The 24,430-nt window shown below is 60.8% G+C and carries 22 protein-coding genes; 5 read left to right on the forward strand and 17 right to left on the reverse strand.

The features are described from left to right. Window positions 1-6 precede the first annotated feature (6 nt). The 13 genes from lpxA to rpsB all read right to left on the reverse strand — a co-directional run bounded on the left by lpxA (window position 7) and on the right by rpsB (window position 12,661). Complete coding sequence (gene lpxA / locus RCH09_RS11470) at window positions 7-801, reverse strand: acyl-ACP--UDP-N-acetylglucosamine O-acyltransferase (protein WP_326941218.1); 795 nt, start codon at window positions 799-801, stop codon at window positions 7-9. Next, entirely contained in the window at window positions 801-1,271 is a 471-nt protein-coding gene (gene fabZ / locus RCH09_RS11475) for a 3-hydroxyacyl-ACP dehydratase FabZ (protein WP_326941219.1), read from the reverse strand. Before fabZ ends, lpxA begins: the two co-directional genes overlap by 1 nt. After that, window positions 1,252-2,319 carry a UDP-3-O-(3-hydroxymyristoyl)glucosamine N-acyltransferase gene (lpxD, locus tag RCH09_RS11480; RefSeq protein WP_326941220.1) on the reverse strand — a complete coding sequence of 356 codons (1,068 nt, stop codon included), beginning with the start codon at window positions 2,317-2,319 and terminating at the stop codon, window positions 1,252-1,254. The genes fabZ and lpxD overlap by 20 nt, the downstream gene beginning before the upstream one ends. Window positions 2,320-2,336: 17 nt before the next feature. Beyond that, window positions 2,337-2,855: an OmpH family outer membrane protein gene (locus tag RCH09_RS11485; protein WP_442785032.1), complete on the reverse strand. Its 519-nt coding sequence runs from the start codon at window positions 2,853-2,855 to the stop codon at window positions 2,337-2,339. A gap of 43 nt (window positions 2,856-2,898) precedes the next feature. Then, window positions 2,899-5,238 carry an outer membrane protein assembly factor BamA gene (bamA, locus tag RCH09_RS11490; protein ID WP_326941221.1) on the reverse strand — a complete coding sequence of 780 codons (2,340 nt, stop codon included), beginning with the start codon at window positions 5,236-5,238 and terminating at the stop codon, window positions 2,899-2,901. Between the two features lie 61 nt (window positions 5,239-5,299). Next, a complete protein-coding gene (rseP, locus tag RCH09_RS11495) occupies window positions 5,300-6,667 on the reverse strand; it encodes an RIP metalloprotease RseP (RefSeq protein ID WP_326941222.1) in 1,368 nt (455 codons plus the stop codon). Continuing rightward, complete coding sequence (ispC, locus tag RCH09_RS11500; protein ID WP_326941276.1) at window positions 6,664-7,836, reverse strand: 1-deoxy-D-xylulose-5-phosphate reductoisomerase; 1,173 nt, start codon at window positions 7,834-7,836, stop codon at window positions 6,664-6,666. Before ispC ends, rseP begins: the two co-directional genes overlap by 4 nt. Before the next feature lie 17 nt (window positions 7,837-7,853). Further along, window positions 7,854-8,672, reverse strand: a complete 819-nt coding sequence (locus RCH09_RS11505; RefSeq protein ID WP_326941223.1) for a phosphatidate cytidylyltransferase — start codon at window positions 8,670-8,672, stop codon at window positions 7,854-7,856. After that, window positions 8,672-9,430 (reverse strand): polyprenyl diphosphate synthase, encoded by a 759-nt coding sequence (gene uppS / locus RCH09_RS11510; RefSeq protein WP_326941224.1) that lies wholly within the window; start codon window positions 9,428-9,430, stop codon window positions 8,672-8,674. The genes RCH09_RS11505 and uppS overlap by 1 nt, the downstream gene beginning before the upstream one ends. A 44-nt stretch (window positions 9,431-9,474) precedes the next feature. Then, the gene (gene frr / locus RCH09_RS11515) at window positions 9,475-10,035 is read right to left on the reverse strand and encodes a ribosome recycling factor (RefSeq protein WP_326941225.1); all 561 of its coding nucleotides are present in this window, start codon (window positions 10,033-10,035) and stop codon (window positions 9,475-9,477) included. Window positions 10,036-10,072: 37 nt separating this feature from the next. Next, window positions 10,073-10,789, reverse strand: coding sequence for a UMP kinase (gene pyrH, locus RCH09_RS11520; protein WP_326941226.1), 717 nt, complete (start codon window positions 10,787-10,789; stop codon window positions 10,073-10,075). A gap of 115 nt (window positions 10,790-10,904) precedes the next feature. Continuing rightward, a complete protein-coding gene (gene tsf / locus RCH09_RS11525) occupies window positions 10,905-11,786 on the reverse strand; it encodes a translation elongation factor Ts (protein ID WP_326941227.1) in 882 nt (293 codons plus the stop codon). A gap of 128 nt (window positions 11,787-11,914) precedes the next feature. Next, window positions 11,915-12,661: a 30S ribosomal protein S2 gene (gene rpsB / locus RCH09_RS11530; protein ID WP_326941228.1), complete on the reverse strand. Its 747-nt coding sequence runs from the start codon at window positions 12,659-12,661 to the stop codon at window positions 11,915-11,917. Between the two features lie 269 nt (window positions 12,662-12,930). On the opposite strand from rpsB, the gene map reads away from it, so the two are divergent. Genes map through RCH09_RS11545 form a run of 3 tightly spaced genes read left to right on the forward strand, consistent with a single transcriptional unit; the run spans window position 12,931 to window position 17,099 of the window. Then, the gene (gene map, locus RCH09_RS11535) at window positions 12,931-13,770 is read left to right on the forward strand and encodes a type I methionyl aminopeptidase (RefSeq protein WP_326941277.1); all 840 of its coding nucleotides are present in this window, start codon (window positions 12,931-12,933) and stop codon (window positions 13,768-13,770) included. A 2-nt stretch (window positions 13,771-13,772) separates the two neighbouring features. Then, on the forward strand, window positions 13,773-16,325 hold the full coding sequence (locus RCH09_RS11540; protein ID WP_326941229.1) for a [protein-PII] uridylyltransferase: 2,553 nt from the start codon (window positions 13,773-13,775) through the stop codon (window positions 16,323-16,325). A gap of 27 nt (window positions 16,326-16,352) precedes the next feature. Beyond that, window positions 16,353-17,099 carry a pseudouridine synthase gene (locus RCH09_RS11545; RefSeq protein WP_326941230.1) on the forward strand — a complete coding sequence of 249 codons (747 nt, stop codon included), beginning with the start codon at window positions 16,353-16,355 and terminating at the stop codon, window positions 17,097-17,099. A 2-nt stretch (window positions 17,100-17,101) separates the two neighbouring features. On the opposite strand, the gene def is transcribed toward RCH09_RS11545, so the two are convergent. From def to RCH09_RS11565, 4 genes are read right to left on the reverse strand one after another with little or no spacing between them, the layout of a single operon-like run. Then, complete coding sequence (def, locus tag RCH09_RS11550) at window positions 17,102-17,638, reverse strand: peptide deformylase (RefSeq protein WP_326941231.1); 537 nt, start codon at window positions 17,636-17,638, stop codon at window positions 17,102-17,104. Continuing rightward, a complete protein-coding gene (gene galU / locus RCH09_RS11555; protein ID WP_326941232.1) occupies window positions 17,635-18,510 on the reverse strand; it encodes a UTP--glucose-1-phosphate uridylyltransferase GalU in 876 nt (291 codons plus the stop codon). The genes def and galU overlap by 4 nt, the downstream gene beginning before the upstream one ends. A gap of 12 nt (window positions 18,511-18,522) precedes the next feature. Then, the gene (gene ligA, locus RCH09_RS11560; protein WP_326941233.1) at window positions 18,523-20,565 is read right to left on the reverse strand and encodes an NAD-dependent DNA ligase LigA; all 2,043 of its coding nucleotides are present in this window, start codon (window positions 20,563-20,565) and stop codon (window positions 18,523-18,525) included. A 5-nt stretch (window positions 20,566-20,570) separates the two neighbouring features. After that, window positions 20,571-21,635 (reverse strand): cell division protein ZipA C-terminal FtsZ-binding domain-containing protein, encoded by a 1,065-nt coding sequence (locus RCH09_RS11565; protein ID WP_326941234.1) that lies wholly within the window; start codon window positions 21,633-21,635, stop codon window positions 20,571-20,573. Between the two features lie 620 nt (window positions 21,636-22,255). On the opposite strand from RCH09_RS11565, the gene RCH09_RS11570 reads away from it, so the two are divergent. Together RCH09_RS11570 and RCH09_RS11575 are read left to right on the forward strand one after the other, a co-directional pair. After that, window positions 22,256-23,023, forward strand: a complete 768-nt coding sequence (locus tag RCH09_RS11570) for a hypothetical protein (protein ID WP_326941235.1) — start codon at window positions 22,256-22,258, stop codon at window positions 23,021-23,023. Between the two features lie 13 nt (window positions 23,024-23,036). After that, complete coding sequence (locus RCH09_RS11575; protein ID WP_326941236.1) at window positions 23,037-24,404, forward strand: GspE/PulE family protein; 1,368 nt, start codon at window positions 23,037-23,039, stop codon at window positions 24,402-24,404. The last annotated feature ends 26 nt before the right edge of the window (window positions 24,405-24,430 follow it).

Below are 24,430 nucleotides of genomic sequence, written 5' to 3' on the forward strand. Positions count from 1 at the left end.
CCGGCCTCAGCGGACGATGCCACGCGTACTGCTGTCAAGGAAACTGCGCAGCAGTTCCAGTGCCGCGACGCAGCTTGCGTCGCCATTGGCCGATTCAACCTGCAGCGCGGCCTTGGCCTGTTCCATGGTCAGATCGGATTTGTAAATCAGCTTGTAAGCCGCGCGGATGGCCGAGATCTGTGCCGCGCTGAAGCCACGCCGCTTCATGCCTTCGCTGTTGACGCCGTGTACCGCGGCAGGGTTGCCGGCCACGGTGAAATACGGCGGCACGTCCTGCGTCAGGCTGGTGCTCATGCCGATCATCGCGTGCGCGCCAATCTGGCAAAACTGGTGGACGTTGGCAAAACCGCCCAGGATGGCCCAGTCGCCGACGTGCACATGTCCGGCCAGCTGGGCATTGTTGGCAAAAATCGTGTGATTGCCAATCTGGCAGTCATGCGCCAGATGGACATACGCCATCATCCAGTTGTCGTCGCCCAGGCGGGTAACGCCCACATCCTGGATGGTGCCGAGATTGAAGGTGCAGAATTCACGGATGGTGTTGCGGTGACCGATCTCGAGCCGGGTCGGCTCGCCGGCATATTTCTTGTCCTGCGGTGCGGCGCCGATGGAGGAGAACTGAAAAAACGTATTGTCGCTGCCGATCGTGGTGTGGCCGTCGATGACCACATGCGGTCCGATTTTTGTGCCGGAACCGATCCGCACATGCGCGCCGATGATCGAATACGCACCGACTTCGACCGAGCTGTCGAGTTCGGCCTTCGGATCGATCAGCGCGGTCGGGTGGATCAATGTCGTCATTACTGCTCCGTCGACTGGGTCGCGTCGCTGGCGCTGCGCATGGTGCACATCAGATCGGCTTCGACCACAGTCTGCCCGTCGACGCTGGCCTTGGCGTGGTATTTCCAGATGCCGCGGGCGTGCCGCACGATCTCGACATCCATGCGCATCTGGTCACCAGGCACGACCGGGCGCTTGAAGCGCACGCCGTCGATGCCGATGAAATAGACCACGCTGTTTTCATCGGGCTTTTGGCCCATGGTCAGGAACGATAGCAGTGCTGCCGTCTGCGCCATCGCCTCGATCATCAGCACACCGGGCATGACCGGCTTGTGCGGAAAATGGCCATTGAAAAATTCTTCATTGGCGGTCACGTTCTTGATCGCCGAGATCGATTTTCCCGAGTCCCAGTCCAGCACGCGATCGACCAGCAGCATCGGATAACGGTGCGGCAAATATTCTTTGATTTGGTTAATGTCCAGGGTTTTCATTATTCTTTTCAGTGAGCAATTTGATGGATTTTTCGAGTTGCCGGATTTTCTCACGCATCGACCCTAAATTGCGCACGGCGACCGCAGTTTTTTCCCAATCGGCGTTTTTGGCCAGCGGATAGAAGCCGGTGTACTGGCCCGCCTCCGCTATCGAGCGGGTCACCATGCTGCCCGACGAGATGTGGACCTTGTCCGCAATCGTCAAGTGTCCCAGCACCATGGCCGCACCGCCGAAGGTGCAGTACTTGCCGATGACCGCACTGCCGGCAACCCCGACACAACCGGCCATCGCGGTATGCGCGCCAATGTGGCAGTTGTGGCCAATCTGGATCTGGTTGTCGAGCTTGACGCCCTCTTCGATCACGGTATCGGCCAGCGCGCCGCGATCAATGCAGGTGTTGGCGCCGATTTCGACATCATCGGCAATCATTACCCGACCGGTTTGCGGAATCTTGATCCAGGCGCCGCGCTCGTTGGCGAAACCGAAACCATCGGCGCCAATCACCGCACCGGAGTGAATGATGCCGCGCGCGCCGATTTCGCAGCGGGCATGAAATACCACCTTGGCATGGAAATGCGTGGCGACGCCAATCTTCGCGCCATGGCCGACGAAGCAACCGGCCTCGATGACCGCATGCTCGCCGATGACGGCATTGGCCGAAATCACCGCCTGCGCACCAATGTGGGCGCTCGATGCGATCACTGCCGAGGGCTCGACGCTGGCCGACGGGTGGACGCCGGGCGCAAACGGAATGGCATTCTGCGCCGCGAACAATTGCGCGACCCGGGCAAAGTACGCGTACGGATTATCCGTCACGATGCGGCTGCCCTTGAACGCGGCGCCGATGACGGCGTCGTCGGCGGCCGACAGGATGATTGCAGCGGCACAAGTCTGGCTTGCCGCAGCGCGCAGTTTGGGATTGGAAAGAAAGGTAATGTCCGCCGCGCTGGCTTGATCCAGCGCCGCGATGCCGTCGACACGCAAGTCGGCGTCGCCAAGCAACTGGCCACCGAAGCGTTCGACCAATTCAACCAGCCGAGTACTCATGATGGCTTTCGTCAGAATTATTTATTGAGGAGTTTGAGAACTTTGTCGGTGATGTCGATGCGTGGGCTGGCATAGACCGCGTCCTGAAACACAATGTCGTATTTCTCAGCCTCGGCAATCTGTTTGATCACGCGCGTGGTGCGTTCCAGGACCGAGGCCAGTTCTTCATTCTTGCGCTGGTTCAAGTCTTCACGGAATTCACGCTGCTTGCGCTGAAAATCCTTGTCCAGATCGGTCAGTTCGCGCTGGCGCTTGAGGCGATCGCCCTCCGCAATGACGGCGACATCCTTGTCGAGCTTCTCGGACAATGCTTTCAGGCGTGCAGCGGTTTCCTGCAATTCCTTTTCGCGTTTCGAGAATTCCTGGTCAATCTTGACCTGCGCCGATTTGGCCGGTGTCGCTTCGCGGAAAATGCGCTCCGTATTGACGAAGCCGATCTTGGCTTCCTGGGTTTGCGCCTGAACCTGCTGCGCCAAACACAGTGCAGCAAACGCAGCGATGCGAATGGCCGTCGAGGATGTTGTCGTTAACTTCAAGGCGATTCTCCGCAAATGCAAAACATGATTATGCCACCGCTGGTCAGAAGCCCTGGCCAAGCTGGAACTGGAATCGCTGAATCCGGTCTTCCGGCTTCGCGTTCAACGGTTTGCCGAAACTCAGGCGCAATGGACCAACCGGTGACACCCAGCTGATCCCGATACCGGCCGAGTAGCGCAGCTGCTTCAATTCGAGCGCGGCCTTGTCGGCGTAGACGTTACCGCCGTCGGCAAACACATACCAGCGCAGGCTGCGATCGGTTCCGGCGCCCGGGAACGGGAATTGCAACTCGCCATTGAGCACCAGACGCGACGAGCCGCCCAGCGGATCGCCATTGGTCGCCTTCGGTCCGAGCGACGAACTGTCATAGCCGCGCACCGAGCCGATACCGCCGGCATAGAAGTTCTTGAAGACCGGGAATGCTTTCCCGCCCATGCCCCGGCCATAATCGAATTCGGCGTTGGTGGCCAGCGTGATGGTGCGGAACAGTGGCCGGAAGTACTGATGTTGATAAATGGCGCGGTAGTAGCGCAGGTCGCCGATCAGGGCCAGCTCAAGATTGGCACGCTGATAGCGGCCGCTTTGCGGCGACAGCGCACTGTCGCGACTGTCGCGCTGCCATGCGACAGTCAATGGAAAGCTGGTGGTGGTGGCATTGGTGCCATCGCCAAAGTTGGTGACGTAGGTTTTGTACAGCTCAGGGCTGTCGTTATGCAATGGGTCGCCGGTGAAGGTTTCCACCCGCGTGCGCTCGACACCCAGGCCGAAGAACACCGTGTCGAGTTCCGAAAACGGCACACCGAACTTGGTGTTGGCGCCGAGCTGCTGCACGCGGTAATCGCCGGTGTTGATGTCCGGTGGGCGCGTGGTGCGCAGGAATACTTCATAGCTGTGGCTGACGCCGTCATCAGTGAAATACGGATTGGATTCCGACAGCGCGATGGTGCGATTGCGCTGACTGGTGTTGACGTCCAGACCAATCGTATTGCCGCTGCCGAAGGCATTGGCCTGCTGGATCGAGCCGGTCAGCGTCAGTTTTTCGCTGCTCGAGAAGCCCGCGCCGAGCAGGATGTTACCGGTCGGCTTTTCGGTCACCGCCATGTTGATATCCACCTGATCGCTGGTGCCGGAAACTTCCGGCGTGTCGATGGTGACTTCCTTGAAGTAGCCCAGTCGGTCAACCCGATCGCGCGACAAGCGGATTTTTTCACCGTCGTACCAGGAGTCTTCAAACTGGCGGAATTCACGGCGAATGACTTCGTCGCGGGTCTTGGTGTTGCCGGCGACGTTGATGCGGCGGACATAGACGCGCTTGCCCGGGTCGATCAGCACCGTGAATGCCACTTCCTTTTTCTCGCGATTGATATCGGGATTGGCGTTGACGTTGGCAAAGGCGTAGCCGAAGTTACCCATGCGCTCGGTGATCTTCTTGATGCTGGCAGTCAGCTTCTCGCCCGAATAGAGGTCGCCGGCTTTCAGTTGCACCAGCGACAGCAATTCGTCTTCGCGTCCGAAGGTCTCGCCTTCGATCTTGACCGACGAGACGGTGTACTTCTCGCCTTCGCTGATGTTGATCGTGATGTAAATATCTTTCTTGTCCGGCGTGATCGACACTTGCGTCGATTCGACCTGGAATTCGAGATAGCCGCGATTGAGGTAGAACGACTTCAGCGCTTCGATATCGCCGGTCAGCTTCTGCTTCGAGTACTGGTCGGCCTTGGTGTACCAGGTGAACCAGCCCGGTGTGGTCAGGGCCAGATTGCTACGGATTTCCTTGTCGCTGAAGGCCTTGTTGCCAACGATACTGATCTGCCGGATACGGGCGGTATCGCCCTCGTCGACGGCAAACGTCACATTGACGCGATTGCGCTCGACTGGCGTGACCGTGGTGGTGACGACCACGCCGTACAGGCCGCGGCTCAGATATTGCCGTTTGAGTTCCTGCTCGGCGCGATCGACCAGCGACTTGTCATAGGTGCGCGATTCGCCCAGCCCGATGTCCTTCAATGCCTTGTTGAGCTGGTCCTTGTCAAATTCCTTGATGCCGGTGAACTCGACGGCGGCAATCGCCGGGCGCTCTTCGACCAGCACCACCAGCACATCGCCATCGGCTTCGATCCGCACGTCCTTGAAGAATCCGGTTGCGTACAGAGCCTTGATTGCCGCGGCGGCCTTGTCGTCGGTAAATGTGTCGCCGACACGCACTGGCAAATAGCTGAACACGGTGCCGGCTTCGGTACGCTGAATTCCTTCGACGCGAATGTCCTTGACGGTGAACGGTGCGATCGCCATCGCTTGCCCGGAACACAGGGCAATGACAGCAAGAGCGACCAGATGACGTGGAGCAGCGGGAAGGGAATAAAGCGCAGAGTGTAATTTCATTGGCTATCGTTATTGTAAGTGCGGGTTCAATGACATTCAGGCGGGCAATGACGACCAGGAATCAGGTGATGAGGCGGACGATATCGTTGAAGACAGCAACCAGCATCAACGTCATCAACAGGCCGATCCCGAGGCGCTGGCCGAACTGTCCGACGCGTTCGGACAGCGGTCGTCCGGTCAAAACTTCCAGCGAATAATACAGCAAAAGACCCCCATCCAAAACCGGGATTGGCAGCAGGTTCATGACGCCGAGGCCGATGCTGATGGCCGCGATAAAGCCGAGGTAGGTAATCAGTCCGACGCGGGCGGTCTGTCCGGCATAGTCGGCAATCGTGATCGGGCCTGAAATGTTCTTTACTGACGCCTCGCCGGTGACGATCCTGCCCAGCAGCTTGAGCTGCAGGATGCTGCTGTCCCACGTGCGCACCGCTGCCTTCGCCAGCGCATCAATCGGCCCCGAGCGCGCGATGATCATCTCCGGCGCGCTCATGATCTCCACCTTGATCTGGCCAACGCTTTTGCCATCGACCGTGATCTTGTTCGGGGTGACCTGCACGGCCACGTCGCGTCCGGCGCGCAGCACGGTCAGTTGCAGTGCCTGACCCGGTGATGCCCGGACCAGATTGACGAACACATCGCCATCATTGACCGCCTGACCATTGACGCTGCGCACCTGATCACCGGTCTGCAGGCCGGCCTGGAAACCGGGTCCGTCGGCGGCGACCTTGCCGAGTATCGCTTTCGGACGACCCAGTTCCAATCCCAGGCGCCCGAGGAAGTCGCCATCCATTTCATCGGTCTTCAGGGCGTCGGCCGGGATCGTGATGGTGCTGCCCACGGTACCGCCGTTCGGACCGGTGTTGACGCGCTCGACCGCCAGCCTTGCCGGCGCTTTTTCCACCGCCAGCTGCACCAGCTTCCAGCGCAGGTCGGACCAGATATGAATCGGCTCGCCATTGACTGCGGTAATCAATTCGCCCCCGCGCAAGCCTGCCTGGTAGGCCGCGGTTTGCTCTGCAGGTGCGCGCAATTTCGGAGTCGGTTCGGGGATGCCGTAGATGTACAGGCCGGTGAACAGCGCAATCGCGGTCAGGAAATTGGCCAGCGGACCGGCGACCACGATCGCCATGCGTCGCCAGACGGTCTGGTTGGTGAATTCACGCTTGCGTTCTTCCGGACTGAGCAGCATGTCCGGCTGCTCACGCAGGTCGAGCATCTTGACGTACCCGCCCAGCGGCAGCATCGACAGCGCCCATTCGGTCTGGTCCGGGCCGACCTTGCGCGAGTAAATGATTTTTCCCATGCCGACCGAGAAGCGCAACACTTTCACACCGCACCAGCGCGCGACCCAGTAATGACCGAGCTCGTGCACGATCACCAGCGGAATCAGCGCGCCGAGGAAAGCCAGAATGGTGTGCAGCAAAGTCATGATGTCATCAGTGAATGGGCCAGTTGCCGGGCCCGTTGATCCTGTTCGAACAGCGCATCGATGGTGGTCACCGCTTCGAACGATGCGGCGTCCATCACGCGTGCGATCAGCTGGTCGATCTGGCGAAAGCCGATGCGCAGATCAAGGAAGGCCTGCACCGCAACCTCGTTGGCGGCATTCAGCACCGCCGGTGCGGAGCCGCCCGCGTTGAGGGCATGATACGCCAGTTTCAAACACGGAAAACGTCCGAGGTCGGGTTGCTGGAATACGAGATTCGCCAGCGTTGTCAGATCCAGCGGCGCGACACCCGAGGCGATCCGCTCCGGCCATGCCAGGGCGTGCGCGATGGGTGTACGCATGTCGGGATTTCCCAGCTGGGCCAGCACCGAGCCATCGACATACGACACCATCGAATGAATCACGCTTTGCGGATGGATCACGACGTCAATGCAGTTGGCGGCGGCGCCGAACAGCCAGTGCGCTTCGATGACTTCCAGCCCCTTGTTCATCATCGTCGCCGAGTCGACTGAAATCTTGCGGCCCATGACCCAGTTCGGATGCGCCACGGCCTCGTCCGGGGTGACCGTGTCCAGGGTGGCGACATCGCGCCGCAGAAACGGACCGCCCGACGCCGTCAACAGGATCTTGACGATGCCATGATCGTCGAGCCGGCGTCCGAACTGCTGCGGGAGACATTGAAAGATCGCATTGTGTTCGCTGTCGATCGGCAGCAGCACGGCGCCGCTGTCGGCCACGGCGTCCATGAACAATTGCCCCGACATGACCAGCGCTTCCTTGTTCGCCAGCAGGATTTTCTTGCCAGCCTGCGCTGCGGCCAGCGTCGGCGCAAGGCCCGCTGCGCCAACAATCGCCGCCATCACCATGTCGCAGCCGTAAGCCCGTGCGACCGCACAGAGCGCTGCTTCACCATAGCTGACTTCGGTGGCGACGCCCTGCTCTTTCAACAGGATGGAGAGCGCCTGCGCTGCCGCCGCCGAACCGACCACCGCAACCTCCGGCCGAAACTGCACGCACTGCGCGGCCAGCTCGGCCACCTTGCTGTGCGCGGTCAGCGCATAGACCCGATAGCGGTCCGGATGCTGCGCCACGACGTCCAGCGTCGAGATGCCGATCGAGCCGGTCGAGCCCAGTATCGTGATGGTTTGGATTGGCGCCTTTTCCATCGTTACAGCCAATAGCCGAGCAATACGGCCAACGGCAGCGTCGGCAGCATCGCATCAATGCGGTCAAGCACGCCACCGTGGCCAGGCAGCAGATTGCTGCTGTCCTTGCGATTGGCACGGCGTTTGAGTTGCGACTCGAACAGGTCACCGACAATACTGGCGCCGTCAAACAGCACCATCACCGCGATCAGCCCGAGCCAGCCCCATTTGGCCTGCACATGCACCGCGAAGGTATCGGCCAGGCCCGGAATCGCGACCGAAATCGCGGCCAGCACCAGGACGGCGAGGCAACCACCAAGGGCGCCTTCCCATGATTTTCCGGGGGAAATCGTGGGCGCCATCTTGTGCTTGCCGAAGGCCTTGCCGGAAAAATAGGCGCCGATATCGGCAATCCAGACCAGTGCCATGACCGACAGCAGGTAAAGCGGGGACCAGCTGTACAGCACCGCGATCGCCAGGAAGCATCCAAGCACTGCCAACGCATACACCAGTCCGAGCAGGCGATTGGGGAAACCCTGCATGAACGGCAGGCCGAACTTGAGTGACGGGGCAAAGCGCAACACCCACAGCGCGACACAAGTGCCGAAGAATATCTTCTGGTTGACATAGCCGGGATTGAACATCAGGAAGGCAAACAGCGCGGTCCACAGCGCCGCACCCAGCCACGGCCGCTTGTCGCCAAACAGTCGATGGCTTTCCCAGACGGCAGCGGCGAAGAATCCGGTCGCCGCAATCACGAAAAATATCGGTGATTTCGACAACACCACGGCCACCAGAAATGCCAGCAACACCAACGCCGTCATGACACGGGTTTTGAGCATCAGGACGCCTTTTTCTGTTCGATGATTTGTGCGCTGGTGCGGCCGAAACGGCGTTCCCGGCGCTGGTAGGAGTCGATCGCCAGATCGAACTGATCGGCGTCGAAATCGGGCCACCAGGTATCGGTGAAGTAGAACTCGGAATACGCCAGTTGCCACAGCAGGAAATTCGATACGCGCTGCTCGCCGCCAGTGCGGATGAACAGATCGGGCTCTGGCGCGTAGGCCATCGACAATTCAGCGGCGAGCTCGTCCTCGCTGAAATCGGCGCGGCCGGGTTGCGCTGCGGCCAGTTTGTTCACTGCCTGCATAATGTCCCAGCGGCCGCCGTAGTTGGCGCAGACGGTCACGGTCAGTCCGGCATTGGATGCGGTGCGGCGCTCTGCACTGGCAATCATTTCCTGCAACTTGTCATCGAAGCGGGACAGATCGCCAACCACTTTGAGGCGAATCCCATTGGCGTGCATCTTGCCGACTTCGCGATCCAGCGCGGTCACGAACAGCCGCATCAGCAACGAGACTTCCTCTGCCGGACGACGCCAGTTTTCCGAACTGAACGCAAACAACGTCAGGAAGTCGACGCCCCGCTTGACGCAAGCCTCGACCACGCCGCGCACTGCATCAACGCCCCTGACATGGCCGGTCACGCGCGGCAGGAACCGTTTGGTCGCCCATCGCCCGTTGCCATCCATGATGATGGCGATATGTTTAGGAACTTCCGACACTGGCGGTACTGCTACGGTCGAACTGGGATGCGTCATGGCAGGTCTGTGTTATGGAAAAAAGTGGAAAGTCGCAGCGTTGCCTATACGGTCAACACTTCCTTTTCCTTCTCAATGACCATCTTGTCGATTTCGGCGACAAACTTGTCGGTCAGCTTCTGGATGTCATCCTGGGCGCGCCGTTCATCATCCTCGGAGCAGGCCTTTTCCTTCAGCAACTTTTTCAGCGCCTCGTTGGCATCGCGGCGAATGTTGCGGATGGCGATTTTTGCATCTTCTGCCTCGCTCTTGACCAGCTTGACCATTTCCTTGCGGCGTTCCTCGGTCAGCGCCGGGGTCGGCACGCGGATCATGTCGCCCTGGGTCGAGGGATTGAGTCCCATGTCGGAGTCGCGAATGGCCTTCTCGACGACGCTGATCATTTTCTTTTCCCAGGGCTGCACGCCAATGGTGCGGGCATCCACCAGCGTCACGTTGGCGACCTGGGTCAGTTGGGTCGGATTGCCGTAATAGTCGACCTGGATATGGTCGAGCATGCCTACGTGGGCGCGTCCGGTACGCACCTTGGCCAGATCGGCCTTGAGCGTGTCAATCGACTTGTGCATGCGTTGATCGGTATTCTTCTTGACGTCAGCAATGGTCATGCTGCTCTCCTCTTCTTGATGCGAGCGAAAGTTAAAATTAAATGTGCACCAGTGTACCTTCGTCTTCACCCATGATGACGCGCTTTAGCGCACCGGGCTTGACGATGGAAAACACCTTGATGGGCAACTTCTGGTCACGGCAGAGTGCAAACGCGGTCGCATCCATCACCTGCAGATGCTTTGAGATGGCTTCGTCGAACGTGATGGTGGCGTAACGTGTGGCGTGCGGGTCTTTTTTCGGATCGGCGCTGTAGACGCCGTCGACCTTGGTTGCCTTGAGCACGATTTCGGCGCCGATCTCGGAGCCGCGCAATGCCGCTGCGGTGTCGGTGGTGAAAAACGGATTGCCGGTGCCGGCAGCGAACACGACGATCTTGCCCTCTTCCAGGTACTGCAACGCCTTGGGACGCACGTAAGGCTCGACCACCTGCTCGATGCTGATGGCCGACATGACGCGGGCGACGATGCCCGCCTGCCGCATGGCATCGGCCAGTGCGAGCGAATTCATCACGGTTGCCAGCATGCCCATGTAATCGGCGGTGGCCCGATCCATGCCTTCGGCGCCAGGTGCGACACCGCGGAAAATGTTGCCGCCGCCAATGACGATAGCCAGTTCGACACCGAGTTGCGAGACTTCGGCAACATCGGCCACCATGCGTTCGATCGTTACCCGGTTGATGCCGTAGGGATCATCGCCCATCAGGGCTTCACCGGACAGTTTCAGAAGCACGCGTTTGTAGGCTGGCTGGGTCATGAACTGAACTCCTTGTGATGATCTCGTTGTTGAAATCATGGGTGGGAAATAGGGCCTCAAGGCGGACGTGGTTGCCCGACATGAAGAAACGGGCCTTACGGCCCGTTCGACTACTTTACGCCTGCTTCGCCGCAGCGACCTGCGCCGCAACCTCGGCAGCAAAATCATCTTGCCGCTTTTCAATGCCTTCACCGACGATGAACATCGTGAACGATTTTACCGATGCGCTGTTGGCTTTCAACATTTGCTCGATGGTCTGCTTGTCGTTCTTGACGAAAGTCTGGTTCAGCAGCGACACCTCTTTCAGGAATTTCTGGATCGAACCGTCGACCATCTTGGTGACGATCTCGGCCGGCTTGCCCGATTCGGCAGCCTTCAAGGCCGCAACCGAACGCTCTTTTTCGATCAGTTCGGCCGGCACTTCATCGGACGACAGCGACACCGGCTTCATGGCAGCGACATGCATCGCCACGTCCTTGCCGACCTGGTCATCGGCAGCGTCGAACTCGACCATCACGCCGATGCGGGTGCCATGCAGATAGGTTGCCAGTTTGGCGGCAGTCTCAAAACGCACGAAACGGCGAATCGACATGTTTTCGCCGATGCGGCCGATCAGTGCGGCGCGTTGCTCATCAACAGTCTTGCCATCCAGCGGCAGTGCCAGCAACGCTGCCACGTCGGCAGGATTCTTCTCGGCAGCCAGTTTGGCGCAGGCATTGGCCAGCGCAATGAATTCGTCGTTCTTGGTGACGAAGTCGGTTTCGCAATTGACTTCGACCATCGCACCGACATTGCCGGCGACGAACGAGGTCACGACACCTTCGGCGGTCACGCGGGAGGCGGCCTTGGAAGCCTTGCCGCCCAGTTTGACGCGCAGGATTTCTTCAGCCTTGACGGCATCGCCGCCGGCTTCGGTCAACGCTTTTTTGCATTCCATCATTGGCGCGTCGGTCTTTGCGCGCAACTCACCTACCATCGCTGCTGTAATTGTGGTCATCAGATTCTCCATGCATGAAGGACGTCGTACTCGTCGTCCAGGATCAAATTGATCTTTAAAATTTGCTCGAAAAAAAGGGGCGAACTGCGTTGCCCCATTTTTTTGAAGCTCAAACCATCCGGCTGAAATTACGCCTGCTCGCTGACCTCAACGAACTCGTCGCCCGACTTGACGGCTTCGACGACGTCGTTCAGTGAGCTGGCACGGCCTTCGAGAATCGCATCGGCGACACCGCGAGCGTACAGCATGATCGCTTTGGATGAATCGTCGTTGCCAGGAATAACGTAGGTAACGCCTTCAGGGGTGTGGTTGGTATCGACCACGCCAATGACCGGGATGCCCAGTTTTGCGGCTTCGGTAATGGCACCCTTGTGATAACCGACGTCGACGACGAAGATGGCGTCAGGAATGCCGCCCATGTCCTTGATGCCGCCGATGGATTTTTGCAGCTTGATCATTTCGCGCTGAAACATCAGGCCTTCTTTTTTGCTGAGCTTTTCGACCGAACCGTCTTCGATCGACGCTTCCATTTCCTTCAGGCGCTTGATCGAGGTCTTGATGGTTTTGAAGTTGGTCAGCATACCGCCGAGCCAGCGCTGGTCGACGTATGGCATGCCGGCGCGTTGCGCCTCGGCTGCCATGATTTCGCGCGCCTGGCGCTTGGTGCCAACCATCAGAACGGTGCCGCGATTGCTCGACAGCTGCTTGATGTACTTCATCGCCTCCTGGTACATGGCCAGGGTTTTTTCCAGGTTGACGATATGAATTTTGTTGCGATGGCCGAAGATGAACGGGGCCATTTTTGGATTCCAGAAACGGGTTTGATGACCGAAATGGACACCGGCTTCCAGCATTTCACGCATTGTTACGGACATAATTTTCTCCAGGGTTGGGGTCTGGAATCCGTTCAGTTACCGTTTTCAGCGTGATTTTCACCGTGCTGGGAACGACACCCTTGTCGAACGAATTCGCGATTTACTACGTTCATCCAGAAGAACTTTCCAGACTAGCCCGAGAGTGTACTCGAAAACAGGCCCTGATTTCAAGCGTGAAACGACTTTCTTGGCCGGGATGCCTCAGCGCAGCAGTGCAGCGTCGACTATAATTCGGCAACTCCCTCGCATCTCCACCACTTGTTACCGACCTGAGCAGGCATTTTCTTACTATGGCTTCCATTTCCATCAAATCCGACGACGACATCAAAGGCATGCGCATTGCTGGCCGCCTGGCTGCCGAGGTGCTTGATTTTATCGCGCCCTACGTCAAGGTCGGCGTCACCACCGGCGAACTCGACCGGCTGTGCCACGAATACATGGTCAACGTCCAGGACACCATTCCCGCCCCGCTGAATTACTGCCCGCCGGGCTACACGCCGTATCCAAAGGCGATCTGCACCTCGGTCAACGACGTGATCTGCCACGGCATTCCCGGCGACAAGGTCCTGAAGAATGGCGATGTCGTCAACCTCGACATTACCGTCATCAAGAACGGTTATCACGGCGACACCAGCCGGATGTTCTACGTCGGCGAGCCGTCGATCATGGCCAAGCGCCTTGGCGAGATCACCTATGAGTGCATGTGGCTGGGTATTTCCAAGATCAAGCCGGGCAATCACCTCGGCGACATCGGCTTCGTCATCCAGCAGCACGCCGAAAATGCCGGCTACAGCGTGGTGCGCGAATTTTGCGGCCACGGCATCGGCACGGTGTTCCATGAAGAACCGCAGATCCTGCATTACGGTCGCCCCGGCACGCTGGATGAAATGAAGGCCGGCATGATTTTTACGGTGGAGCCCATGATCAACGCAGGCCGCCGCGAAATCCGTGAAATGGGTGATGGCTGGACCATCAAAACCAAGGACCGCAGTCTGTCGGCGCAGTGGGAACACACCGTACTGGTGACGCCGACCGGCTACGAAGTGCTGACCGTGTCTCCGGGCATGCCAGCGCCGCCGGCGTTTATCAAAACCGCCATCGCTGCCTGAGGATGCCCTCGCTCGCACTGGCACTCAAGGAACAGATCAAAGCCGGACGCGCCGCCGCCATCGCCACCTTCCAGGCCGATGGCAAGCCGGATGCGTTGCTGACCAGCCTGCGTCGCAGCGTCGACGCCGCGCTGACGCAGGCGTGGCACAGCGTCGGCCTGCCGGCCAGTGCCGCGCTGGTCGCGGTGGGCGGCTATGGCCGCGGCGAGCTGTTCCCGCACTCCGACGTCGATGTCCTGATCCTGCTGCAGAACGCGCCCGGCCCGGCGCTGCAGGAAAAACTCGAAATGCTGGTGCAGACGCTGTGGGATATCGGCCTTGAAGTTGGACACAGCATCCGCACCATTCCGGAATGCCTGAGCGAGGCCGCGGCCGACATCACGGTGCAAACCAGCCTGCTGGAAGCGCGCCTGGTGACTGGCAACCGCAAGCTGTTTCGATTTTTGCAGGAGCGCTGTGCGGCCGCGATGGATCCGCAGGCGTTCTTCCAGGCCAAGCGCCTCGAAATGCACCAGCGCCACGCCAAGTATGACGACACGCCATTCAGCCTGGAGCCCAACTGCAAGGAAAGCCCGGGTGGCCTGCGCGACCTGCAGGTGATCCTGTGGGTGGCCAAGGCCGCCGGCCTGGGCGACTCCTGGCGCAAACTGGCGCAGCGCGGCCTGATCACCAGCACCGAAGCACGGCAGCTGACGCAAAAGGAGCGCGCCTTCAAGGACATCCGGATCCGGCTGCATATCCTTACCAACCGGCGCGAAGACCGGCTGGTGTTCGACGTCCAGACCCAGATCGCGGAAACCTTCGGCTTCAAGACCACCGACACGCGCCGCGCCAGCGAATACCTGATGCAGCGCTACTACTGGGCGGCCAAGGCGGTCACGCAACTCAATGAGATCCTGCTGCAAAACATTGGCGCACAACTGTTTCCGATGCCGGCCAACCCGGTGCCGATCAATGCGCACTTCAATGCGCTCAACGGCCTGATCGACATTGCGCAGGACGATACATTTGCCAGCACTCCGTCGACCATGCTGGAAGTGTTCCTGCTGCTGGCGCACGACACCGCCCTGAAGGGCATGACCGCGCGCACCATGCGCGCCCTGTGGCATGCCCGCTTCAAGATCGACGCGAAATTCCGCCGCGATCCGCTCAACCGCAAGCTGTTCATCGACATCATCCAGTCGCCGCAGGGCATCACGCATGCCCTGCGCGACATGACCCGCACCAGCATTCTCGGACGCTATCTGCCGAACTTTCGGCGCATCGTCGGGCAGATGCAGCATGACCTGTTTCATGTCTATACGGTCGACCAGCACATCCTGATGGTGGTGCGCAATGTGCGCCGGTTCACCATGACCGAACATGCGCACGAGTACCCGTTTTGCAGCCAGTTGATCGCCAACTTCGGCCAGCCCTGGCTGCTGTATATTGCGGCGCTGTTTCACGATATCGCCAAGGGGCGCGGCGGCGACCATTCGAAACTCGGCATGGCCGATGCCGAGAAATTCTGCCGCGAACACGGCCTGTCAAAGGACGACACCCGGCTGATCGTGTTTCTGGTCGAACACCACCTGATCATGTCGCAAACGGCCCAGAAGCAGGATTTGTCCGACCCCGACGTGATCGCGCAGTTTGCCGCACTGGTCAAGGATGAGCGGCACCTGACGGCGCTGTATCTGCTGACAGTCGCCGACATCCGCGGCACCAGTCCGAAAGTGTGGAATGCATGGAAGGGCAAGCTGCTGGAAGACCTGTACCGCATCACGCTGCGCGTGCTTGGCGGCGAAGCGCCCTCGGCCGACCGCGAACTGAAAAACCGCCAGCAGGAAGCCCTCGCCACGTTGCGGCTGTATGGCCTGCCGGCCGACGCGCACGAACAGCTATGGAAGCAGCTCGACGTGGCGTATTTTTTGCGCCATGACGCCTCCGATATCGCCTGGCAAACCCGTTCGCTGATCGGCAAGTTCGACAGTCCGAACCCGGTGGTCAAATGCCGCCTGGCGACGATTGGCGAGGGCTTGCAGGTAACCGTTTATGTGCGCGACCAGCCGGACTTGTTTGCCCGCATTTGCAGTTACTTCGACCGCAAGAACTTCAGCATCCTCGATGCCAAGATCCACACCACTGCGCATGGCTATGCACTCGATACGTTCCTGGTCACCGAGGCGAATTTTGCCAATAATTATCGCGACATCATCAACCTCATCGAACACGAACTGACGGCGTTGTTGACCAGTAACGACAGTTTGCCGGCGCCAACACGCGGTCGCCTGTCGCGACTGTCGCGCACGTTCCCGGCGACACCATCGGTCGACTTGCGCCCGGACGAGCGCGGCCAGTATTATCTGTTGTCGATCAGCGCCAACGACCGCAACGGCTTGCTGTATTCGATCGCCAATGTGCTGGCCAAATACCGGATCAATCTGCACACCGCCAAGATCATGACGCTGGGCGAACGGGTCGAGGACGTGTTCCTGGTCGACGGCCCGACCCTCAACAACGCGCGCAGCCAGATCCAGCTGGAAACCGATTTGCTCGACGCATTACGCGTGTGATTTCACCCTCTTTTATTGTGCTCCGCCATGACTGAACCGCTCCGCCTGTCCAAACGCATGTCCGAACTCGGACTGTGCTCCCGCCGTGAAGCTGATGAATGGATCGCCAAGGGCTGGGTACGGGTCGATGGCCAGGTGATTTCCGAGCTGGGTACCAAGATCCTGCCGGACCAGCGCATCACCATCGAGCGCCAGGCCGCCGCACAGCAATCCAAGCTGGTGACGGTGCTGATCAACAAGCCGATGGGCTATGTCAGCGGCCAGGCCGAGGACGGCTACGAGCCGGCCGTGACCCTGATCAAACCGGAAAACCGCTGGGCCGAGGATCGCGCCGACACGCAGTTCCATCCGACCCAGTTGCGCAGCCTCGTACCAGCCGGACGGCTCGATATCGACTCGGTGGGATTGTTGATCCTGACGCAGGATGGCCGCATCGCGAAGCAGTTGATCGGCGAAAACACGGCGGTCGAAAAGGAATATCTGGTGCGGGTGCAATACAGCAAACCCGGCACCCTGCCCGAGCGCGAGTTGCAGCGCCTGCAGCATGGGCTGGTCCTCGACGGCAAGCCACTGTTGCCGGCCAAGGTGCGGTGGCAGAACGAAGACCAGTTGAGCTTCATTCTGCGTGAAGGCAAGAAGCGTCAGATTCGCCGCATGTGCGACATCGTCGGCCTGAAAGTGATGGGCCTGAAACGGGTGCGGATCGGCAATGTCAAGCTGGGCGACCTGCCGACCGGCCAGTGGCGCTATCTGGGGCCGGACGAGACCTTCTGAGCCTAGTCGTCGTGGTTCGGGTCCAGCTCCGGAAACAGCACGCTGGTGTAGCCGAACTGGCTGAAATCCCTGATCCGCATCGGATACAGAATGCCGGCCAGATGATCGCACTCATGCTGCACCACGCGCGCGTGAAACCCCTCGACATCGCGGCTGATGCTTGCGCCGTGCTGATCGACCCCCTCGTAATGCAGGCGCGTCCAGCGAGGCACCACGCCGCGCAGGCCGGGCACTGACAGGCAACCTTCCCAGTCTTCCTTCTGCTCGTCGGAAATCGGCGTCAGGACCGGGTTGATCAGGACGGTCTCGGGCACCTCCGGCGCGTCCGGATAGCGCTGGTTCTGCTTGAAGCCAAAAATCACCAGTTGCAGATTGACGCCAATCTGCGGCGCTGCCAGTCCGGCGCCATTGGCGGCAATCATGGTCTCGAACATGTCGGCGATCAGCGCCTGCAGCTCCGGCGTGTTGAACTCCGTGACGGGTTCGGCCTGACGCAACAGGCGGGGGTCACCCATCTTCAGTATCTCGCGCACGGTCATCGGAAGCTCGCCAGGTATTCGGTGAAGGCCTTGCCGGTTTCCGGATGCTTGCGGCCCATCGCCATCGACGCTTTCAGATAACCCAGCTTGGAGCCGCAGTCATAGCGCTGACCTTCGTACCGATATGCCAGCACGCGCTCGGATTCGATCATCGCGGCGATGCCGTCAGTAAGTTGAATCTCGCCACCGGCGCCCTGCCCGAGGTTTTCCAGATAATCGAAAATGCCGTTGGTCAGCACGTAGCGTCCGACCACCGCCAGGGTCGACGGCGCCTCTTCGGGTGATGGCTTCTCGACGATCGCATTGACCTGTTCCAGCGTGCGAGCGTACGGCGTGACGCTGACGATGCCGTACTGCTTGGTCTCGGCACGCGGCACGTCCTGCACGGCCAGCAGGCTGGAGCCCTGGCGCGAAAAGATATCGGTCATCTGCGCCAGTACCGGCGCGGTGCCGTCCGGGACATCCATGAAATCGTCGGCCAGCAACACCGCGAACGGTTCGCTGCCGATCACCGGGCGCGCGCACAACACGGCATGGCCGAGTCCAAGTGGCGCCGACTGCCGAATGTAGATGCAGGTGACATGCTTCGGGATCACGTTCTGCACGAATTCCAGCAACTGCGTCTTGCCGGCTGCTTCCAGTTCGGCTTCGAGCTCATAGGCCTTGTCGAAATGATCCTCGATCGCACGCTTGTTGCGCCCGGTGATGAAAATCATCTCGGTGATGCCAGCGGCGACCGCTTCTTCCACCGCATATTGAATCAATGGCTTGTCAACGATCGGCAACATCTCTTTCGGCTGCGCCTTGGTTGCGGGTAAAAAGCGGCTGCCAAGGCCAGCCACGGGGAATACGGCTTTTTTGATTTTTCGCATGGTCGGAGTCAGTCAATCATTCAAAAGTTGGAGTAAAGCGGCTTCGTCGAGGATGGCCACGCCGAGTTCTTCGGCCTTGGCAAGCTTGCTGCCGGCATCGCTGCCGGCAACGACATAATTGGTTTTTCTGGAGACCGAACCGGCCACCTTGCCGCCGGCTGCTTCGATCAGTGCCGCGGCAGCCTCGCGGGTCAATGTCGGCAATGTACCAGTGAGCACGAAGGTTTTACCGGATTGCGGCAACACGGCATTGACGCGCGCCGTGGTTTCGGTCCAGTGGATGCCGGCGGCGCGCAACTGGGCGATCAATTCCACGTTCAACGGGTCGGCCAGAAACGTGCGAATTGCCCCGGCCACGACCGGCCCGACATCGTCGACTTCCAGCAACTGCTCTTCCGAGGCCGCCAACAGCGCATCGAGTCCGCCGAAATGGGCCGCCAGCGCCTTGGCAGTGGCTTCGCCGACATGCCGGATGCCGAGCGCATAAATGAATCGCGCCAGCGTGGTCGCCTTGGATTTTTCGAGCGCGGCAAGCACGTTCTGGGCAGAGCGGTCGGCCATGCGATCGAGCTCGGCCAGGCCGACCAGACCCAGCCGGTACAAATCGGCGGGGGTGTTGATGACCTTGCGGTCCACCAGCTGATCGATCAATTGCTCGCCCAGCCCTTCGATATCCATCGCCCGGCGCGAGACGAAGTGCTGCAAGCCGCCCTTGCGCTGCGCGGCGCATTTCAGCCAGCCGCCGGAACAGCGCGCAATGGCCTCCTCCTCCAGCCGCAGGATAGTCGAGCCGCACACCGGGCAGGCCGTTGGCATGACGAATTCACGCGCATCCAGCGGGCGCAGCTCGGGCACGAACGACACCACTTCCGGAATCACGTCGCCGGCCCGGCGCACGATGACGCTGTCGCCGATGCGGATGTCCTTGCGCCGCACTTCGTCTTCATTGTGCAGCGTGGCGTTGGTGACGGTGACGCCGCCGACCGACACCGGCGCCAGTCGCGCCACCGGCGTGATCGCGCCGGTCCTGCCGACCTGGACATCGATGCCCTGCACCACGGTGCTGGCCTCCTCGGCCGGAAACTTGTGCGCCAGCGCGTAACGCGGCGCGCGCGCGACGAAACCAAGTTGCTGCTGCAGGGTGGCGTCGTTGACCTTGTAGACCACGCCGTCAATTTCATACGGCAATGCCGACCGCTTCTCGCCAATCTCGCGATAGAACGCAAGCAAACCCGACGCGCCGGCGACCACCTTGCGATGCTCGCAAACCGGCACGCCAAGCTGCCGATACCAGTCCAGCAGCGCGGCATGCGATGGCGGCATCGCGGCGCCCTCCAGCAGACCGACGCCATACGCAAAAAAGCGCAGCGAGCGCTGCGCCGTGATGGCCGAATCGAGTTGCCGCAGACTACCGGCGGCGGCATTGCGCGGATTGGCGAATTCCTTCAGGCCGGCGGCGCGCTGGCGCGCATTCAGGCGGGCAAAGTCAGCCTTGTACATCAGCACTTCGCCGCGGATGTCGATCACCGCCGGCGGTTGCGCGGTCTGCAGGCGCAGCGGAATGGCGCGAATCGTGCGGATATTGGTCGTGACGTTTTCACCGGTAGCGCCATCGCCGCGCGTGGCCGCTTCCACCAGCACGCCAGCCTCGTAACGCAGATTGATCGCCAGTCCGTCGAACTTCAACTCGGTGGCGTAGGCCACCTCGTCGCTGGCCGATAAGCCGTCGCGCACGCGGCGGTCGAAGGCAACGATGTCCTCGTCGGCAAAACCATTGGCCAACGACAGCATCGGCACCGAATGGCGCACCTGGGTAAATGCCGGCAAGGGCGGCGCGCCGACCCGCTGGGTCGGCGAGGTCGCCGTGATCAGCTCGGGATGCGCGCTTTCGAGCGCCTCCAGTTCGCGGAACAAGGCGTCGTAATCGGCGTCGGGAATGGTCGGGCTGTCGAGCACGTAGTAGGCGTGGGCGTGTCGCTCAAGCAGCGCGCGCAAGGCGTTTACCCGCGCCTGTGCATCGCCAGCGACCGCGCCAGTGACCGAAGGACCGGTCATGGGGGTCAGCTGAACAGACGCAGCGCGCGGACCGAACCGGCCGGAATGTCAGCCGCGTCCATGTTCGCGTAGAACTCATTGACCTGATTGGCGATTTCAGCCAGTGCATTTTCGGTCAGCGGCTGATTGCCATCATCGACCACGGTGCCGTCCATGCGCATGGCCAGCGAGCGGGCGCAGGCAATCATGGCGCCGAACCCGTTGTGCGGCTGCGCCACCCGTGGCACATCCAGCAACAGGGTCAGGCGCGAGGTCGTGTCGGCCGCCAGCGTGACATTGGTCGACAGCGAAAACAGCACACCGCCCTCGCCATCCGGCATGACCAGACGGCCTTCGGGACGCAGATCGAAGCCTTGCTTTTCAAGTGCGATCAGCAAGGTATGGATGGCCCACGGTGCGCTATTGGATTGAATGTTGACGCTCAGTTGCGCGTCGAATTCGGTAATGAACTGGTGCAGCGCGCGAGCGCTTTGCATGACATGCGTCATGTCCGGCACGTCCGGATCGGCGCCCAGGTCGTCAGCCACGGTGCGCAGGCGCATCACCAGTTCCGAATACTCGATTTCATTGAGCGGATTGGTGCGGTTGGCCAATTGCACACCGGCCTGCAGCGCGGTGTAGAGGCTGCCGTGCACGATCGGTTCCCATTCGACGCCGTCCCGCAAGCCGATGAAATGGACCGGCTTGTTGCCGACGTGGCGCAACTGCTGGATGCGGCCAAGCACCTTGTCGCCGCGCACCGGTTGCTCCAGCGCCAGCGGGATGAGGCAGTCGACCAGTTCGTCGACCGGCAATTCGCGCGCCGTCGGCGCCGCCTCGACATGCTCGACGACAGGGGCGATGGCTTCGGATTCGATGTTGCTCGCGTCCTCGCCGGCCAGGAAGCCAGGTTCAACCCGCGCCGACTGTGGCTGACTATCCGAGGGTGTCATCAGGACATCATCGCCGGGCGACGAAAAAGCGCGTTCGACGGTTTTCCTGGCCTTGCGTTCCTGCCATTTGTTATACGAAATAACACCTGCGACGATGATGCTGCCAATGGCAATCAGGCTGGTTTGAAGATCGGTCATGCGCTGCACGCCTTCATTGCCACGATGCGGGTGAAGGGGCGCGTTGGCAGGTCGTGATTGCGTCGAATCGCGGTGGTAAGGAGAGAAAGCACGGTGGGTCTTTGCGAGTCTGAAATGGCAATGGTGGGATGCTGGCCGCGCCGCGCAGTGGGAGGCAGTCGCACGCCTGCAAGAATGGGGCTTAGGGTAAGTGTGGATGACCGAAGTTGTCAAGCCAACCGACCGCTCCCGCTGCGCTCGCGGCCGGCCGGCCGGCACGGTCGAAACGGCCAGCGCGGCCGGAATGTGAAATGGCATTGCCATTTTTTTGCCATCACAATGCTCATCGAACAAGACTGTTGGTTCCTGCGACAGCGTGCATGCGCCGAACTGCAGGCCAGCAAGATTTATCACTGTTTCAATTAAATCTGTTTGTATTCAATCAATTAGCCATCCCCAGCCAGCCTGTCGACAACAACGATTCCCGCCGCCGTTGTTTCCGCACACCAAATTTTCGGTGTTTCGTCACCGCCTTTCGCAACCATAAGTTACCATCAACACATACCTGAAGTTCCATCAACGAACAACAGGACGGGACCGCCGCAAGCGGATATGCGAGACCAAAAAAAGTGGAAGCGATGATGCGCGGGAAAACATTGCCCGGTTGCCGGATCAAGGGTGCACGAGCCGCGGCCTGTGCATTGACGCTCCTGTTCAGCGCCATATCGGCGTGCGCGCAGATGCAGATTCCCAATCCGTTGATTCGTCCGCACAGCCTGGCCAATCCCGACCTGCCGCCAGTTCCTGCACCGCCAGCGCGCAGCGGCGCCGCAACTGCCTATCCCGCAGTGCCAGCGGCGATACCGGGATTGGTGTCGGACGATCCGTATCTGCGCGAGCTGAGCGAACTCCGGGAGCGCTTTGCAGGTTTCCATGTCGCCGCCATTGTAGGCAAGCACGCCGTGCTGCGCCGTTCACTGGCCCAGCGCGGCCCGGCCACGGCGCTGGCCGCACCACCGAGCGGCGCCAGCATGGCGCCAGTGTCGCTCGGGCCCGGTACCCCGCCGACCGCACTGCGCAATGACGCAATGACCCTGTCGGACGGTCAGGTGGTCAATGCAATCAGCCTGTCCGGCAGCCTGGTCGCGCGGGTGAGCGAGCGTCAGGTTGCGATTTTTCATGTAGTCGATGGAACCACCAGGGGCGCCGGCCAGCGCACGATCGTATTTGCCGGCGAGCTGGAAGCGTCCGGTGCGCCACCGCCGCCAACGATCGTGCTGGAGCGCCCCGATCCCGCTTACAAACGCAGCATCACCGTCGAAAGCAAGGTCCGCTCGGCGTCGTCCGGTGACGCTGCAGCCGCCACGGCGCCTGCCGCGCCGGCCTCGCCGACGCAGCCCCAGCAATAAGGCGATGGACACCATGACTGCCAAGCCCGTGCCGGAAAAAAATCTGCAGCGCCAGATCGGAGACTATCTGGTGCATGCCGGCATGATGACGCAGCAGCAGCTGGAGGTCAGCCTGCGCCAGCAGAAATCCATCCGCGAAACCGGCCGGCAGGCACTGCTGGCCGAGATCATCGTGCGCAATCAATTCGCCACCCAGTCGCAAATCGCGCTGGCGGCCCGGCACCTTGACGGCGAAGCGGACACGACGCTGTTCCGGCAACTGTTGCCACCCGCCCTGTGCCAACTGCATGGTGTCTTTCCCATCGAGATCGAAGGCGGCGTGCTGCACCTGAAAGCCGCGCGCGTCTTGCCACCCAACGCCAGCGCCAGCCTGATTGCCGCCTGCGCAGTCAGGGTCAGCGACCTGCGCATCACGCCCACCGACATTGGCGAGATCAACCGCGCACTGGCCGGGGTCTGGCGTCAGGAACAGTCGTTCGATGCGGTCATGACGCGCCTGCGCAGCGAGGAAATCAGCGGTTCGCTCTTGAAACAGGCGCTCGCAGCGATGCTGGCCGAGGCGATTGCCCTGCGTGCCTCGGATATCCATCTGGACAAACTGCGCGACCCCGGCGCCTGGATCAGTTACCGCATCGACGGCGCGCTCAAGCCGACCCATCTGGTGCCCGAGCGCATCATGGCGGCGCTGTTTGCGCGCATCAAGAATGAATCCGGCATGGACGCCTCCGATAGCCGGCGCGCCCAGGATGGCCGGCTGGCTCTGGCCGATGCCGGCGCCGGCGTGGCGTTCCGGGTCGCGACGCAACCGATTGCCGGTGGCGAAACCATCGCCATCCGGGTGCTCGATCCGGCCGCGATGATCGGCCTCGACGCGCTGTTCCCGTTCCAGCCTGCCATGAGCCGATTGTTCCGTCGCGTCGCCGATGTGCGCGGCAAGGCCGGCGGAATGGTGCTCATCTCCGGACCAACCGGCTCCGGCAAGACCACCACCCTGTACGCGCTGGCGCAGAATTTCAGTCGCGACCGCATCAATGTGATCACGGTGGAAGAACCGGTGGAATACGTGTTGCCGTTCGCGCGGCAGATCCAGCTGAACCAGCTGCTCAACGAAAAGTCGCTCGATCTGGAGCGTTCGGTGCTGCGGCAGGACCCGGACGTGCTGATCCTGGGCGAGATCCGCGACACCGACACCATGCGTGCCGCACTGAAGTTTGCCGAGTCGGGCCATCTGGTGCTGGCAACGGTGCATGCCCGCACCGCTGCGCAGACGGTCGAGCGGGTCCTGTCCTTTTGCGACGGACCGGCCCGGCAGGAGGCCCTGTTCATTCTGGCAAACCAGCTCAGCGTCGTGGTCAACCAGGGCCTGCTGCCCAAACTGTGATCCTGCGCGACCACGCCCCTTGAGCT

The organism is Actimicrobium sp. GrIS 1.19 (genome assembly GCF_035984655.1).
Lineage (GTDB): Bacteria > Pseudomonadota > Gammaproteobacteria > Burkholderiales > Burkholderiaceae_D > Actimicrobium.